The sequence below is a fragment of the Salipiger sp. genome (genome assembly GCF_059781815.1).
Genome location: NZ_JBYNAH010000135.1, coordinates 1 through 13,986, shown reverse-complemented (window position 1 = coordinate 13,986; position 13,986 = coordinate 1). Strand labels below are relative to the sequence as shown.

At 66.0% G+C, this 13,986-nt stretch carries 9 protein-coding genes and 1 tRNA gene; 6 read left to right on the top strand and 4 right to left on the bottom strand.

Features of this window, described 5'->3' with window-relative positions:
• A partial coding sequence (locus AC6RA4_RS15675) for a hypothetical protein (protein ID WP_500161867.1) occupies positions 1 to 523 on the bottom strand: 523 nt, incomplete at its 3' end.
• A 102-nt stretch (positions 524 to 625) separates the two neighbouring features.
• Here AC6RA4_RS15675 and AC6RA4_RS15670 point away from each other — a divergent pair.
• Positions 626 to 3,781: a glycosyltransferase family 2 protein gene (locus AC6RA4_RS15670; RefSeq protein ID WP_500161865.1), complete on the top strand. Its 3,156-nt coding sequence runs from the start codon at positions 626 to 628 to the stop codon at positions 3,779 to 3,781.
• Positions 3,782 to 4,114: 333 nt separating this feature from the next.
• Here the strand turns inward: AC6RA4_RS15670 and AC6RA4_RS15665 are convergent.
• Positions 4,115 to 4,204: transfer RNA gene (locus AC6RA4_RS15665), tRNA-Ser, on the bottom strand.
• A 747-nt stretch (positions 4,205 to 4,951) separates the two neighbouring features.
• Between AC6RA4_RS15665 and gatC the strand changes: the two genes are divergently transcribed.
• Genes gatC through AC6RA4_RS15645 form a run of 4 tightly spaced genes read left to right on the top strand, consistent with a single transcriptional unit; the run spans position 4,952 to position 8,109 of the window.
• Positions 4,952 to 5,239, top strand: coding sequence for an Asp-tRNA(Asn)/Glu-tRNA(Gln) amidotransferase subunit GatC (gene gatC, locus AC6RA4_RS15660; protein ID WP_500161863.1), 288 nt, complete (start codon positions 4,952 to 4,954; stop codon positions 5,237 to 5,239).
• Positions 5,236 to 6,723 carry an Asp-tRNA(Asn)/Glu-tRNA(Gln) amidotransferase subunit GatA gene (gene gatA, locus AC6RA4_RS15655; protein WP_500161861.1) on the top strand — a complete coding sequence of 496 codons (1,488 nt, stop codon included), beginning with the start codon at positions 5,236 to 5,238 and terminating at the stop codon, positions 6,721 to 6,723. The genes gatC and gatA overlap by 4 nt, the downstream gene beginning before the upstream one ends.
• A 31-nt stretch (positions 6,724 to 6,754) precedes the next feature.
• Positions 6,755 to 7,453, top strand: a complete 699-nt coding sequence (locus AC6RA4_RS15650) for a hypothetical protein (RefSeq protein ID WP_500161869.1) — start codon at positions 6,755 to 6,757, stop codon at positions 7,451 to 7,453.
• Positions 7,414 to 8,109: an N-acetylmuramoyl-L-alanine amidase gene (locus tag AC6RA4_RS15645; protein WP_500161860.1), complete on the top strand. Its 696-nt coding sequence runs from the start codon at positions 7,414 to 7,416 to the stop codon at positions 8,107 to 8,109. The genes AC6RA4_RS15650 and AC6RA4_RS15645 overlap by 40 nt, the downstream gene beginning before the upstream one ends.
• 194 nt (positions 8,110 to 8,303) lie before the next feature.
• Here AC6RA4_RS15645 and AC6RA4_RS15640 read toward each other — a convergent pair whose 3' ends face one another.
• Together AC6RA4_RS15640 and metH are read right to left on the bottom strand one after the other, a co-directional pair.
• On the bottom strand, positions 8,304 to 9,695 hold the full coding sequence (locus tag AC6RA4_RS15640; RefSeq protein ID WP_500161858.1) for a helix-turn-helix domain-containing protein: 1,392 nt from the start codon (positions 9,693 to 9,695) through the stop codon (positions 8,304 to 8,306).
• A gap of 94 nt (positions 9,696 to 9,789) precedes the next feature.
• The gene (gene metH, locus AC6RA4_RS15635; protein WP_500161856.1) at positions 9,790 to 13,563 is read right to left on the bottom strand and encodes a methionine synthase; all 3,774 of its coding nucleotides are present in this window, start codon (positions 13,561 to 13,563) and stop codon (positions 9,790 to 9,792) included.
• A gap of 219 nt (positions 13,564 to 13,782) precedes the next feature.
• Between metH and AC6RA4_RS15630 the strand changes: the two genes are divergently transcribed.
• The coding region (locus AC6RA4_RS15630; RefSeq protein ID WP_500161854.1) for a metal ABC transporter solute-binding protein, Zn/Mn family at positions 13,783 to 13,986 on the top strand (204 nt) is incomplete at its 3' end.

The following is a 13,986-nucleotide window of genomic DNA, read 5'->3' as shown; positions in this document are numbered from 1 at the left end:
CTCGCCGATCTGGTATACGCCCGAGGGCTGAGACAAAAAGGACACCTCGGATCAGGATCGGCGGGTCGCGCTCGGACCTGCCGATAGTGGGACGGAAGCCCGTGATGAGGGTAAGGAAGAGCGACGCGTTCTCGCGGCGGTTCTCCGCGGGAGGGGGGGTGCGGAACTCCGACTGGAAGAGTTCCAGAGAATAGCAAACGCGCTTGAACACGCCGGGGCGCAACTCCTTCTGTCGCTGAAGGAGGTCGGAGCGAATGGCTTTATCGACCGTCTGGCTTGGGCGAGCATCCACCGCGTAGAGAGCCGGTTCGGTACGCCGAAGCGCCGTCCTGAGCTTGGCCAGTGCCGCCTCGGTTGGCCTTGACCGCTCTCCTGCGTCGGCATTGCAGCATAGGAGCTGCGCCGCCCGCGAGATCGTGCTTTCCACGATAGCGTCGTCGCGGATATTTACCTCGGCGGTTCTCTGGCGAGCGAGCCTCACGTCCGGTGAGGACGAGGCCGCATGCTCGCTCGAGACGGCCATTGCGAGGCTTTCATCCCCTCGATGCGCAGTTTAGGAATGCCGCGAAGCTACTGACGCAAGACATGACAGGACAAGGCCGCCAGCGTGAAGATCGCATGCCTCATGATGCAGAAGAATGAAGACGCCCTGTTGGGCGTCTGGTTGGGGTATTACAGCGCCCTCGTGGGTCCGGAGAACCTGTACGTCTACGACAACGGCTCGACGTCAGAAGAGACCATCCGCTTGCTGGTTCAGGCGGAGGCTGCGGGGGTCAACGTCGATTGGACGCGTCGCACGAAGGCCGATTTCGAGGCCAAGGGCGACATAATCGCTGCGAAGATTCGCGAGTTCGACGAGACCGACGCCTACGACATGTACTTCCCGCTCGACTGCGACGAGTTCATCGGCGTCATTGACCCAGAGGCTGGCCCTGTTTTCGAACCGGACCGGCTACTAGAGGAAATCGCGATCTACCAAGGCGCGCGGCGGGCGCTTCTGGTGCGCAACGGGCTCGACAACCATCCCGGACGACCGGGCCTCTTCCGGTCCACGAACCAGGTGCGCAAGACCTTTTTTCCGGCGCGTATGTGCGCCTCGCTCGATCTGGGCTATCACGATGGTCAGTCAGTGACCGGGAACCAGCCCAAGAACACCAGGCTGGTCTACGTGCATTTCCACTGGAAGCCCTATGAGGTCGCCGTGCGTCACAGCCGCGAGAAGCTGGCGGCGAGAATCGACAATTTCGATCGCGAGACGCTGATCGCCTTCCGTGACGCGAAAAAGTCGGGGCGCCATCTGGTGCATTTGCTGCTGCTGTCGGGCGCGGACGAATACGACGCCATGTTTGACAAGGACGACGTGGTTTACGTGCCGGTGCCGTCTTTCGTGGCTCGGCTGCGCGAGCTCGGTTTGCCGTTGCCTTGGGCCGATGACCTGCCTGACCCGGCCCCGTCGGATCCCGCGGCAGAGATTGCCGCGCGCCTTGCCGCAGGTGAGGCGGCGGTGATCCGCTTCGGTGCGCCAGATCAGCCGGAGGCCGATGCCATCGTCGGGGCCCAGACTCTGCACTCCCCCGTACACGGCGTCGGTTGGACGATGCCGGGGCCGCGCCGTGAAGATCGAATGCGCAGTCAGCCAGGGCTGGCTGATCCAGGCTTTGTACTGGGCTTCGAGCCCGCCGAGCTTCTCATCGACCTGCCAGCTGGGCGCTACACCTGCCGGCTTGTCTGCGGCGACACCGAGTTTGCGAACCATGATACTCAGATCGACGTTGATGGGCTCGCAGGCCGTGTGGCTCCCGTTCGCACCCTGCGCTATCATTATGTAGAGACGACGTTACAGTTGGTCTCGACCGGCGCGCCGGTTTCCATTCGGCTGTCCAGCCCGGGTGAGAACTGGGTGCTGAACCGCATCACATTAGAGCCAGCGCCCGGGAACGGTCGTGCGGAAGTGGTGCAGCGCGACTATCTCGGCCTCGATTGCTGGACTGTTCAGGACGTCGAGAGTGGCGGATTTCGGGCGCTGAAGGACAAGGTCACGTCCCTGGCACGGCGCCAGGCCGCGGTCCCCACTGGGCAGGATCGTACAGCCTATCTCGAGGTGGCGCGGGGCATCGTGGAGAGCTTCCTGCGTTTCCAGGGCTCACAGGGCGAGATCGTCGACCCGCTCAAAGGCGAGGAATTCCAGTACGCCACCCCAGCCTATGCCTATACCGCGGCGCTACTGGTGGCAGACGGCGCGGCGCCGGAGCTCGAGGAGAGCGCGCGCGGGGCGCTTGACTGGTCAATACGCAGTTTCTCGCGCCGAAAAGCGGCCACCAAGCACGAGGATTTCTTTCCTTTCTTCATTGCCAACGCACTGCGCCACCTCGCACCGCTGTGCGATCCCGAATTGGTTGCTGAATGGCGCCAGCTTCTAGGCCGTACCAAACCGCATTCGATCTATCGGCACCAGGCGGGCGGGCGAAATGGGCCTGGGTCGAACTGGAACTGCAAGGCGCTTGCCGGGGAGTACATGCTCCACCAAGCCGGCATCCGCATGACGCCGGAATTCGCCGAAGGAAGCCTTGCCATGCAGGGGCGCTTCTTTGCCAATCCCTACGGGCTGTATGAGGAAGGACCGTCGGTCTACGATATCTTCCCGCGCTGCTGGCTGGGGTGGATGCTCCGGCAGGGCTATCATGGAAATTTTTTAGCTGAGCTTTCGGACACACTGGGCCGAGGGGCGCTGACCAGCTTGTTCCAGCAGATGCCGGACGGTTCACTGTTTTCTGGCGGACGCAGCGCGCACCACCTTTGGGGCGATGCACTACAATCACTCTGCTACGAGATGGCGGCTGCGCAGTTGGCCGACGTCGATGCCCGGGACGGGCGCATTGGCGTTTTCAAGCGCGCTGCGCGTCGCGCGCTTGCCGGGTTTGCGCATATCCGCAAGAGCGCGGGAGAGTTCAGCATCGCGCGCAACCGCATGCCGCACGAGATGCAAAACGGGTTCGAGAAATATTCCTCGGTGTCGCAATACAACCTGCTGCTCGGCAGCATCCTCGCGCTGGCCTACGAGGCTGCCGAAAGGACCGAGGGAAGCCTCGAGGCTTCGACGCCCGCGGAAACGGGGGATTACGTTTTCGAGCTGCCGCACAACTTCGGGCGTGTCCTGGCCAATGGCGGCGGATCGGCGATCAGCGTGGCACTGAAGCCGAGCCCCGGACAATATCCGCTTGGCCTTCAGCAGGCGATGCTGAAGGGCCGTCCTGCGCTTCTCGGCCTATCTGACCCGATCCCGACGAAGCCTGCTTTCACCCTTGTCGAGCCTCCTGGCGAGACGCGTTCGCACGGGCTGAGCTGGCGCGAGGGCGACGACTGGATTTCGCTGGCCAGCCACCCCGAACGTGTAGATTTTGTGCGCGTAAGCGATCTCGAGGAAGGTGAGGGCCACGTTGGCCTGACCTTGACCTATGAGGATGCCGATGGCGCTGCACTGGTGGTCGAGACCTACCGCATCAGCGAAAGCGAGATCACCATTGACTATGCCGCCTCGCCAGTAGCGCAGCGCGGTCCGACCAGGATCGACTGGTTCGTGATGGAGGGCGACGGCGAGGCCCGCGTCGAGGTGAGAACCCAAGCCGACGGTCTGATACTGGCCATGGGCGGGCATAAGACCGGAATGACCGTCCCCGGATGCGGCACGCCGGTATTGGATAAGGCGCGGTTCAGCACGCGCACGGGATTCGCCCGCGCGATGCAGGCGGAAGGCTTGTCTCTCGTGCTGTCAGCGCTCTGAGCTTATTCTCTCTTGTCCGGACAGTGCGTGTAACTTGTCCGACGACCTACAGCGCGGCGCGAGGGTCAGCGCAGCCGAGGCCTATCGCCTTCAAGGCCTTCACCAACCGCTATTCACATAGCCTGTGTCTCAATCGACATGCGGGCAGGCGTGTGTTGAAGTGGTCTCGAACGACTTCCAGTCCTACGTCGCCGCGTGCGCTCCGCGTATGGATCGGAAGAATCTTTTGAACCATTTCGCCGATATCACCCTCCTCAAAGCCCCAAAAACGCATGGGTGGTTCATGAGAGGGACTGGCGGCACGCCAGTTAATTCAATGAAATCAAAGGTGAATGGCGGAGACGAAGGGATTCGAACCCTCGAGACGGTTTCCCGCCTACTCCCTTAGCAGGGGAGCGCCTTCGACCACTCGGCCACGTCTCCGCCGACGCGTATAGCCGTCCAGACGCAGGGGCTACAAGGTAAAAAATCAGAATTTTGCAAATTCGCGCCCCAAGGCTTCAAGCCTTTGATAACGCGTTCAAACAAGCCGCAATGCGTGGCGCTGCCGAGCGATTTGGCCCTGTGCCTAGGCGGGTTTTCCGCCGCTCTGATCGGTGAGATCGGCTTTCAAACTGGCGTCGGAGCGACGGACCTGCCCCCGGAAAGAAGGCCGAGCACTCAGGTTCGGCGACCTCTGCATGTGGGCGTAGGACGAGGAAAGCCGGACTTCGGTCCGCCGGAAGGGGAGGAGCTCCGCCCAGATACTCTGAACCGCCACGCTCCTGATCCCTTGCCCCGCGTGGCTCGAAAGGGGAGGCTGCGTCCGGGCCTCTCTGGACGAAGGCGGAACCGGCGGGGCACTTGCCGTGAGCTCATGCGATGCAGGCGTTCAGCAACAGCCCGAGGGACTATGATCGCCCGCAAGCCGGGCCAGCCGGTATCATCAGCGGTGCGACATCCTTTGCGCCAGCGCGACTGGATGGCCAAGGGCCGTCGATGAAGGCCCTGCCATGCGCCCGACCGAAGTGGGGCGATGAGATGCGGGGCAGGCGCGGGCCCTGCAGGCCTTCGACGCATGTTTTGGCGCAGCGCTTGTCCCGCATCTGGCGCGGGCGCTTGCGGCGGCGCGGCTGCGGCGGTAAAGCGGGCGAAAGTTTTGCGGACATTTGCAGACAGGGGAGCCTCCCGATGTCGATCGACACCGACACCGCCGCCCGTGTGGCCAAGCTCGCCCGGATCCGGGTCGAGGACGACCAGCTTCCGGCGCTGGCACAGGAATTCTCGAACATCCTCGAGTTCATCGAACAGCTCAACGAGGTTGACGTGGACGGCGTCGAGCCGATGGTCTCCGTCACCCCGATGCGCCTCAAGCGCCGGCAGGACGGCGTGACCGATGGCAACCAGCAGGACAAGATCCTGGCCAATGCCCCCGATGCCCGCGAGGGTTTCTTTGCCGTGCCGAAGGTGGTGGAATGAGCGATCTGACGAAGATGAAGGTGGCCGAAGCGCGTGACGCGCTGCGCGCCGGAGACGTGACCTCGGTCGAGCTGACCGAAGCCTGCCTGGGCGCCATCGAGGCCGCCGATGCGCTCAACGCCTATGTCCACAAGACCCCCGAGATCGCCATGGAGCAGGCCAAGGCCGCCGATGCCCGCATCAAGGCCGGCAACGCGCCGTCGATGTGCGGCATCCCGATGGGCATCAAGGACCTGTTCTGCACCAAGGGTGTTGCCTCGCAGGCCGCCTCGCGCATCCTCGAGGGCTTCAAGCCGGAATACGAATCCACCGTCACCAGCCAGCTCTTCGATGCCGGCGCGGTGATGCTCGGCAAGCTCAACATGGACGAGTTCGCCATGGGGAGCAGCAACGAGACCTCCTGCTACGGCAACGCGGTCAACCCGTGGCGCCGCGGCAATGACGACACCCAGCTGACCCCGGGCGGCTCGTCGGGCGGCTCGGCGGCAGCGGTCGCGGCCGATCTCTGCCTCGCTGCCACCGGCACCGACACCGGCGGCTCGATCCGCCAGCCCGCCGCCTTCACCGGCATCACCGGCATCAAGCCGACCTATGGACGCTGCTCGCGCTGGGGCATCGTCGCCTTCGCGAGCTCGCTCGATCAGGCCGGCCCGATGACCAAGGACGTGCGCGACGCCGCCATCCTGCTGCAGGCGATGTGCGGCCACGACCCCAAGGACTCGACTTCCGCCGATCTTCCGGTGCCGGATTTCGAGGCCATGCTGACCGGCGACATCAAGGGCAAGACCATCGGCGTTCCGCGCGAATACCACATGGAGGGCATGCCCGACGAGATCGAGGCGCTCTGGGCACGCGGCCGCGAGATGCTGGCCGATGCCGGCGCCAAGATCGTCGACATCTCGCTGCCGCACACCAAGTATGCGCTGCCCGCCTATTACGTGATCGCGCCGGCCGAGGCCTCGTCGAACCTCGCCCGCTACGATGGTGTGCGCTACGGCCACCGCGCCACGCTCGCCGCCGGCGAGGGCATCAACGACATGTACGAGAAGACCCGCGCCGAGGGCTTCGGCGCCGAGGTGCAGCGCCGCGTCATGGTCGGCACCTACGTGCTGTCCGCGGGCTTCTACGACGCCTATTACAACCGCGCCCGCAAGGTCCGCACCCTGATCAAGAAGGATTTCGAGGATGTCTTCGCGCAGGGCGTCGACGCGATCCTGACCCCGGCCACCCCCTCGGCGGCCTTCGGCCTCGGCGAGATGCAGGACGCGGACCCGGTGCAGATGTATCTCAACGACGTGTTCACGGTGACTGTGAACCTTGCCGGCCTTCCGGGCGTTAGCGTTCCGGCGGGTCTGGACAAGCAGGGCCTGCCGCTGGGGCTGCAGCTGATCGGGCGGCCGTGGGAAGAAGGGGATCTGCTGAACACCGCCTACGCGCTCGAGCGCGCGGTCGGGTTCGTGGAAAAACCTGCGAAATGGTGGTAACAGCACCGCAAAAGAGGTGACGGGCAAGATGATGAGATCGGCATTCCTTCTTGGCGTGGCAGCGCTCGCGCTGTCCGCCTGCGGCGCGAGCCAGGTTCCCGACAGCGGCGCCGGGGTCGGCTTCGACGACTACCAGACCTACGCCCAGCGACAGGTGCAGGCGCAGGCCGACGGCACCGTGACCGTACGCGCGCCCACGCCGGTGGAAAGCCGCACGCTCGACGGCGGCTCCGATCTCGAGGCAGAGGCTGCGGCCTCCGCCGCCGCGCAGAATTCCGGCGTCGCGCCGGTGCAGGCCTCGCCGCAGAACGCGGCGCCCGAGGTGGTGACGAACTCGGTCGGGATCTCGAACGAGAACAACTTCGACGCGGTCTCTGCGCAGCGCGACATCCAGGACGACGCGGCTCTGATCGCCCAGAACCGGGCGCAATACCAGGTCATCGCGCCGACCGACCTGCCGCCGCGCCCGGACAGCAGCGCGCCGAATATCGTGGCCTATGCGCTGCAGACCACCAACCCCAAGGGCGTGCCGCTCTACGAGCGGTCGGGGCGCTATGACGGCAACCCGCTGCCGCGGGCCTGCAACGCCTACAACTCGTCGGATCTCGCGCAGGAGGCCTTCCTGTCGATGGGCGGCCCGCAGCGCGACCGCAAGGGGCTCGACCCCGATGGCGACGGCTTCGCCTGCGCATGGGATCCCGCGCCGTTCCGCGCGGCGCGCGGCGGCTGACGCCGCTCTGGCATCCGAGCGACAATTTCGGCCCGCGCCGTGACGGCGCGGTGCCGGACATGGTCGTGTTGCACTACACTGCGATGGCAAGCGCCGAGGCGGCGCGCGACTGGCTCTGCAACCCCGAGTCCGGCGTCTCGGCACATTACATGATCTCCCGGCAGGGCCGTGTCTGGCAGCTGGTGCGCGAAGACATGCGTGCCTGGCACGCGGGGCTCGGCGCCTGGGGCAGCGTTGCCGAGGTGAATTCGCGCTCGATCGGGATCGAGATCGCCAACACCGGCGTCGAGCCGTTTCCGGAACCGCAGATGGCGGCGCTCGAGGAACTGCTCGCCGGCATCCTCCAGCGCTGGAACATCCCGCCCGCGCGGGTCATCGGCCATTCCGACATGACCCCGGGGCGCAAGATCGATCCGGGGCCGCGCTTCGACTGGGCCCGCCTTGCCCGGCGCGGCCTGTCGATCTCCGCCGCACCAGGCGCTCCGGGCGACTTCCACGCCGACGCCCGCCGGTTCGGCTACCGTGTCGATGCCGACCGCCACGACGCTCTGCTCGACGCTTTCCGATCTCGCTTCCGCCCCGGCGCCGGCGGTCCGCTCGACGACACCGACCGCGCGCTCATGGCGGGGCTTGCCGCAAGATACCCGGCCGCGTGATGGCGCCTTCTTCTGTCATGCCGCGCTTGCGGGACCCTTCGGCCGGCCTCCGGCGGGAGTATTTTTGACGAAGAGAAGGGCAGGGCGCAGCGCGCATGTCTTCTCTGGTTTCAAAATACCTCGGGGGTGAATTGGCGCTTGCGCCAAGAGGGGGCAGGCCCCCTTTGCCTCGTCGCCAAGGGGCGCGGTGCCGGTCACTCCAGTGAATAGGGCAGCACGTCGCGGCGCTCGGGGCGGATCGAGAGGCGCTTTTCCAGCGGCGGCACAGAGCGCTGGTGGCAGTCGGTGCGCTCGCAGATCCGGCAGGAGATGCCAATCGGCTCGAAGGCGCCGTCGCGGGCGAGGTCGAGCCCGTCGGCATAGACCATCGCGCCCGCGTGCTTGACTTCGCAGCCGAGCGCCATGGCGTAGCGCCGCACCGGCGCGCCGAAATGGCCGCCGCGCTTGGTGACGTCGCGGGCCAGCAGCACGTATCGCACCCCGTCCGGGGTCTCGGCGAGTTGGCGCAGGAAACGGCCCGGCGTCTCGAAAGCGCGGTGCACGTTCCACAGCGGGCAGGCGCCGCCGAAGCGGGCGAATTGCAGCCGCGTCGCCGAGTGGCGCTTGGTGATGGTGCCGGCCTGATCGACGCGGGCGAAGAAGAACGGGATGCCCTTGGCGCCGGGCCGCTGCAGGGTCGAGAGACGGTGCGCCACCTGCTCGATCGAGGCGCCGAAGCGCGCCGCCAAGAGCTCGAGATCGTGGCGTGTCTCCTGCGCGGCGGCGAGAAAGGCGCCGTAGGGCATCATCGCGGCGCCGGCGAAGTAGTTGGCGAGGCCGAGCTTGGCGATGGCGCGCGCCGCCTCGGACTGGAAACGGGCGAGGTCGAGCGTTGCTTCCAGAAGGTCGTTCTGGCGCAGGAGCGCCACCTGCACCAAGAGCTGGAAATTCTGCGTCTCGGGCGGCACCAGGTTCGACAGGGTCAGCAGCTTGCGCTCGGCGTCATAGGCGCGCAGCGTGCTGGTCTTCGCGGTCTCCACCGCCACGCCGCGCTCGCGCAGGCGGGCCACCAGCGCGCCGCGCAGATCGCCCTTTAGCATGTTGGCGAAATGCTCCGCCGCGCGGTCGACCGCGTCGATGTAATTGTCGCAGTAGTGGAAGAAATCGCGCACCTCCTCCCACGGGCTCGGCTGCAGCTGGGCATCCTCGCGCCCCAGCGCCTCGTCGAGCGAGGCGAGGCGCTCGTGGGTCTGGCGATAGGCGCGGTGCAGTTCGAGAAAGGCGCGCGCCAGTGCCGGCGCGTTCGAGGCGGTGAGGCGCAGGTCCGCCAAGGGCGGGGCCTCGCCGAAGATCGGGTCGGCCAGCGCCTCGCGCATGTCCGAGACCAGCCGCTCGCTGTCGCCCTGGCCAAGCTCGGTCACGTCGAAGCCAAACTCCTGCGCCAGCGCCAGCACCACGGTCGTGGACACGGGCCGGTTGTTGTTCTCCATCTGGTTCAGGTAGGGCAGGGAGATGCCGAGCTTGCCGGCAAAATCCTTCTGTGTCAGCCCGAGCCGGCCGCGCAGGTCGCGCAGCTTGGCCCCGGCATAGAGCTTGCGTGTGGCCATCGGTCCCCCTCCCGCGGTCTTTGCAGCTTAGCGCCGCGTAAAGCGCTAGTTTGCAAATTTCGCGGGCGGGGTCCAGTCTTGCTTGTCGCGGCGCCTACTCCGCCGCCACCGAGCTGGCGCCGCCCGGCACGTAGTTGAGGATCGGTGCGAGCCAGCGCTCGACCTCCTCGACCGACATGCCCTTGCGGGCAGCATAGTCCTGCACCTGATCGCGCTCGACCTTGGCGACGCCGAAGTAATAGCTCTCCGGGTGGCCGATATAGAGCCCCGAGACCGAGGAGCCGGGCCACATGGCGTAGCTCTCGGTGAGCTCCACGCCGGTGGCGTTGGTGGCGTCGAGCAGCTCGAAGAGGGTGGTCTTCTCGGTGTGGTCGGGCTGGGCCGGGTAGCCGGGGGCGGGGCGGATGCCGGCATACTTCTCGGCGATCAGCTCGGCATTGTCGAAGGCCTCGTCGGGGGCGTAGCCCCAGAACTCCTTGCGCACCCGCTCGTGCAGGCGCTCGGCCATGGCCTCGGCAAAGCGGTCGGCCAGCGCCTTGACCATGATCGCGGAGTAATCGTCGTGCTTGGCCTCGAAATCCTTGGCGATGGCCTCTTCCTCGATGCCGGCGGTCACCACGAAGCCGCCGACGTGATCGGGGCGGCCCTCGGGGGCCACGAAATCCGACAGCGCCACGTTGGGCCGGTCGCCGCGCTTGGCGGTCTGCTGGCGCAGGGTGAAGAAGGTGGCGAGCTCCTCGGCGCGTTCCTCGCTCTTGTAGAGCCGGATGTCGTCGCCCACGGCATTGGCCGGCCAGAAGCCCACCACGGCGCGCGGGTTGAACCACTTCTCAGCGATGATCTTCTCGAGCATCGCCTGCGCGTCGGCAAACAGCGCCCGGGCGGCCTCGCCCTGTTTCTCGTCCTCGAGGATCTTGGGGTAGACGCCCTTCATTTCCCAGGTCTGGAAGAACGGCGTCCAGTCGATGTAGCGCGCCAGCTCGGCCAGATCCCAGTCATCCACGACCCTGGTGCCGAGGAAGGACGGCGCCGGGGCGTGGTTGCCGAAATCGAGCTTCAGCGCGTTCTCGCGCGCCTGCTCGACCGAGATGCGCTTCTTGGCGAGCTCGGCGCGGGCGTGCTTTTCGGCCACGTCGGCATATTCGGTCTGGATGTTGGCGACGTAGTCGGGCTTCTGCGTCGGCGACAGCAGCGAGGAGACCACGCTCACCGCGCGGCTGGCATCGGTGACATAGACCGCCTGACCCTTGCCGTAGCGCGGGTGGATCTTGACCGCCGTATGCACACGCGAGGTGGTGGCGCCGCCGATCAGGAGCGGGATGTCAAAGCCCTCGCGCTCCATCTCGGAGGCCACGTGCACCATCTCGTCGAGCGACGGGGTGATGAGGCCCGAGAGGCCGATCACGTCGACATTCTGCTCCTTGGCGGTGGCGAGGATCTTTTCCGCCGGGACCATGACGCCAAGGTCGATGATCTCGTAATTGTTGCAGGCGAGAACGACGCCGACGATGTTCTTGCCGATGTCGTGCACGTCGCCCTTTACCGTCGCCATCAGCACCTTGCCGGCGGCCTCGCGCTCGGTGCCGCCGCTGAGGCGCTTTTCCTCTTCCATGTAGGGCAGCAGCACGGCGACCGCCTGCTTCATCACGCGGGCGGATTTCACCACCTGCGGCAGGAACATCTTGCCGGCGCCGAAGAGGTCGCCCACCACGTTCATGCCGGCCATCAGCGGCCCCTCGATGACGTGCAGCGGGCGCTCGGCGGATTGCCGGGCCTCCTCGGTGTCGGCTTCGATGAACTCGGTGATGCCGTTGACCAGCGCGTGCTCGAGTCGCTTCTCCACCGGCAGCTCGCGCCACGACATGTCCTTCTCGCGGCCCTTGGCGCCGCCCTGGCCACGGTAGCGCTCGGCGATGTCGAGCATGTTCTCGGTGGCGGTGCCGCCATTGGCCGGGGTGCGGTTCAGCACCACGTCCTCGCAGGCCTCGCGCAGCTCGGGATCGATCTGGTCATAGACGGCGAGCTGGCCCGCGTTGACGATGCCCATGTCCATGCCGTTCTGGATGGCGTGGTAGAGGAACACCGCGTGCATCGCCTCGCGCACCGGCTCGTTGCCGCGGAACGAGAAGGACAGGTTCGAGACCCCGCCCGAGATATGCACATGCGGGCAGTCGGTGGTGATGCGGCGGGTGGCCTCGATGAAATCGACGCCGTAATTGTCGTGCTCCTCGATGCCGGTGGCGACGGCGAACACGTTGGGGTCGAAGATGATGTCCTCGGGCGGGAAGCCCACCTTCTCGGTCAGCAGCTTGTAGGCGCGGGTGCAGATCTCGACCTTGCGGTCCTCGGTGTCGGCCTGCCCGACCTCGTCGAACGCCATGACGATGACCGCGGCGCCGTAGCGGCGGCAGAGCGTCGCCTGCTCGAGGAAGGCCTCCTCGCCCTCCTTCATCGAGATCGAGTTGACCACCGGCTTGCCCTGCACGCATTTCAGGCCGGCCTCGATGATCTCCCACTTGGAGCTGTCGATCATGATCGGCACGCGGGCGATATCGGGCTCGGCGGCGATCAGGTTGAGGAACTCGACCATCGCCTGCTGGCTGTCGATCAGGCCCTCGTCCATGTTGATGTCGATAATCTGCGCACCGGCCTCGACCTGATCGCGCGCCACGTCGAGCGCGGTGGCGTAATCGGCATTGGTGATCAGCTTGCGGAACTTTGCCGAGCCCGTGACGTTGGTGCGCTCGCCCACGTTGACGAAGGGAATGTCGGCGGTCAGCGTGAAGGGCTCGAGCCCAGAGAGCTTCATCAGCGGCTTGGCCTCGGGGATCTCGCGCGGGGCGAATCCCTCGACGGCCTTCGCGATGGCGCGGATATGGTCGTAGGTCGAGCCGCAGCAGCCGCCCACCACGTTGAGCAGACCTTCCTTCGCAAAGCCGGCGATCTGCGCCGCCATCTGCTCGGGGGTCTCGTCATACTCGCCCATCTCGTTGGGCAGGCCGGCGTTGGGATAGGCGCAGACCAGCGTGTCGGCCACACCCGAGATCTCGGCCAGGTGCGGGCGCATCGCCTCGGCGCCGAGGGCGCAGTTGAGGCCGATGGTGAAGGGCGCGGCATGGCGCACCGAGTGCCAGAAGGCGGTGGGCGTCTGGCCCGAGAGGGTGCGGCCCGAGAGGTCGGTGATGGTGCCCGAGATCATCACCGGCAGGCGGGTGCCGCGCTCGGCGAAGACCTCTTCGCAGGCGAAGATCGCGGCCTTGGCGTTGAGCGTGTCGAAGATCGTCTCGATCAGCAGGATGTCGGCGCCGCCATCGATCAGCGCGCGCGCCTGATCGGCATAGGCGATGCGCAATTGATCAAAGGTGACAGCACGATAGCCGGGGTTGTTCACGTCCGGCGAGATCGAGGCGGTGCGGTTGGTCGGCCCGAGCGCGCCGGCCACGAAACGGGCGCGGCCATCCTCGGCCTCGGCCCGGTCCATCGCCTTGCGGGCCAGCCGGGCACCGTGGAAGTTCAGGTCATAGACCGCGTCTTCCATGCCGTAATCGGCCTGCGCGATGGTGGTCGACGAGAAGGTGTTGGTCTCGACGATATCGGCGCCGGCCATGGCGTAGAGATAGTGGATCTCTTCGATCGCCTCGGGCTTGGTAAGGTTGAGGATATCGTTGTTGCCCTGCTGCGGCTTGTCGCTGTCATGCGGCAGGTGACAGGTGCAGGCACCGCCGCCGCAGCCCTGGAAATCGCCCTCCGAGAGGCCGAGCTGCTGGATCTGCGTTCCCATGGCGCCGTCGAGGATCAGGATGCGCTCGCGCGCGGCCGCCTGAAGGCGGTCGAAGACGGGGGAACGGGTCGGGGCGGTGGTGGACATGAGATTACGGCTTTCCGGGCTGTTTGGCGGCCTACCTATATGCTGGGCTAAGCTAAGGCCAATTCATAATGGTCAAGGGGATCATGAGGCGCGCTCACATTGTGGGCGGGCAGGGCGCACCTCAAGTTTCTGCGAGCCATTCTCATTTGCATGATTGACAACTGCGAATGGTTCGCATTTACATCCGATCAAAGGCCGCATTTCAGGGAAGGGCACGACATGCTGAACCACGCGACCAAACTCGCTGCCGCGTCTGTGCTGGCGCTCACGCAGGCTCAGGCTGCCGAGGCCGCCGAGAAACTCAAGGTGGTCACCACCTTCACGGTGCTGGCGGACATGGCGCAGAACGTGGCGGGCGACGCGGCGGAGGTGGTCTCGATCACCAAGCCCGGCGCCGAGATCCACGGCTACGAGCCGACCCCG

Excerpts from the sequence above, each read along its gene's own strand:
- metH (WP_500161856.1), bottom strand. The coding sequence starts at position 13,563 with ATGTCCACCACCGCCCCGACCCGTTCCCCCGTCTTCGACCGCCTTCAG.
- AC6RA4_RS15640 (WP_500161858.1), bottom strand. The coding sequence starts at position 9,695 with ATGGCCACACGCAAGCTCTATGCCGGGGCCAAGCTGCGCGACCTGCGC.
- gatA (WP_500161861.1), top strand. The coding sequence starts at position 5,236 with ATGAGCGATCTGACGAAGATGAAGGTGGCCGAAGCGCGTGACGCGCTG.
- gatC (WP_500161863.1), top strand. The coding sequence starts at position 4,952 with ATGTCGATCGACACCGACACCGCCGCCCGTGTGGCCAAGCTCGCCCGG.
- AC6RA4_RS15670 (WP_500161865.1), top strand. The coding sequence starts at position 626 with ATGATGCAGAAGAATGAAGACGCCCTGTTGGGCGTCTGGTTGGGGTAT.
- AC6RA4_RS15645 (WP_500161860.1), top strand. The coding sequence starts at position 7,414 with ATGGGATCCCGCGCCGTTCCGCGCGGCGCGCGGCGGCTGACGCCGCTC.
- AC6RA4_RS15650 (WP_500161869.1), top strand. The coding sequence starts at position 6,755 with ATGAGATCGGCATTCCTTCTTGGCGTGGCAGCGCTCGCGCTGTCCGCC.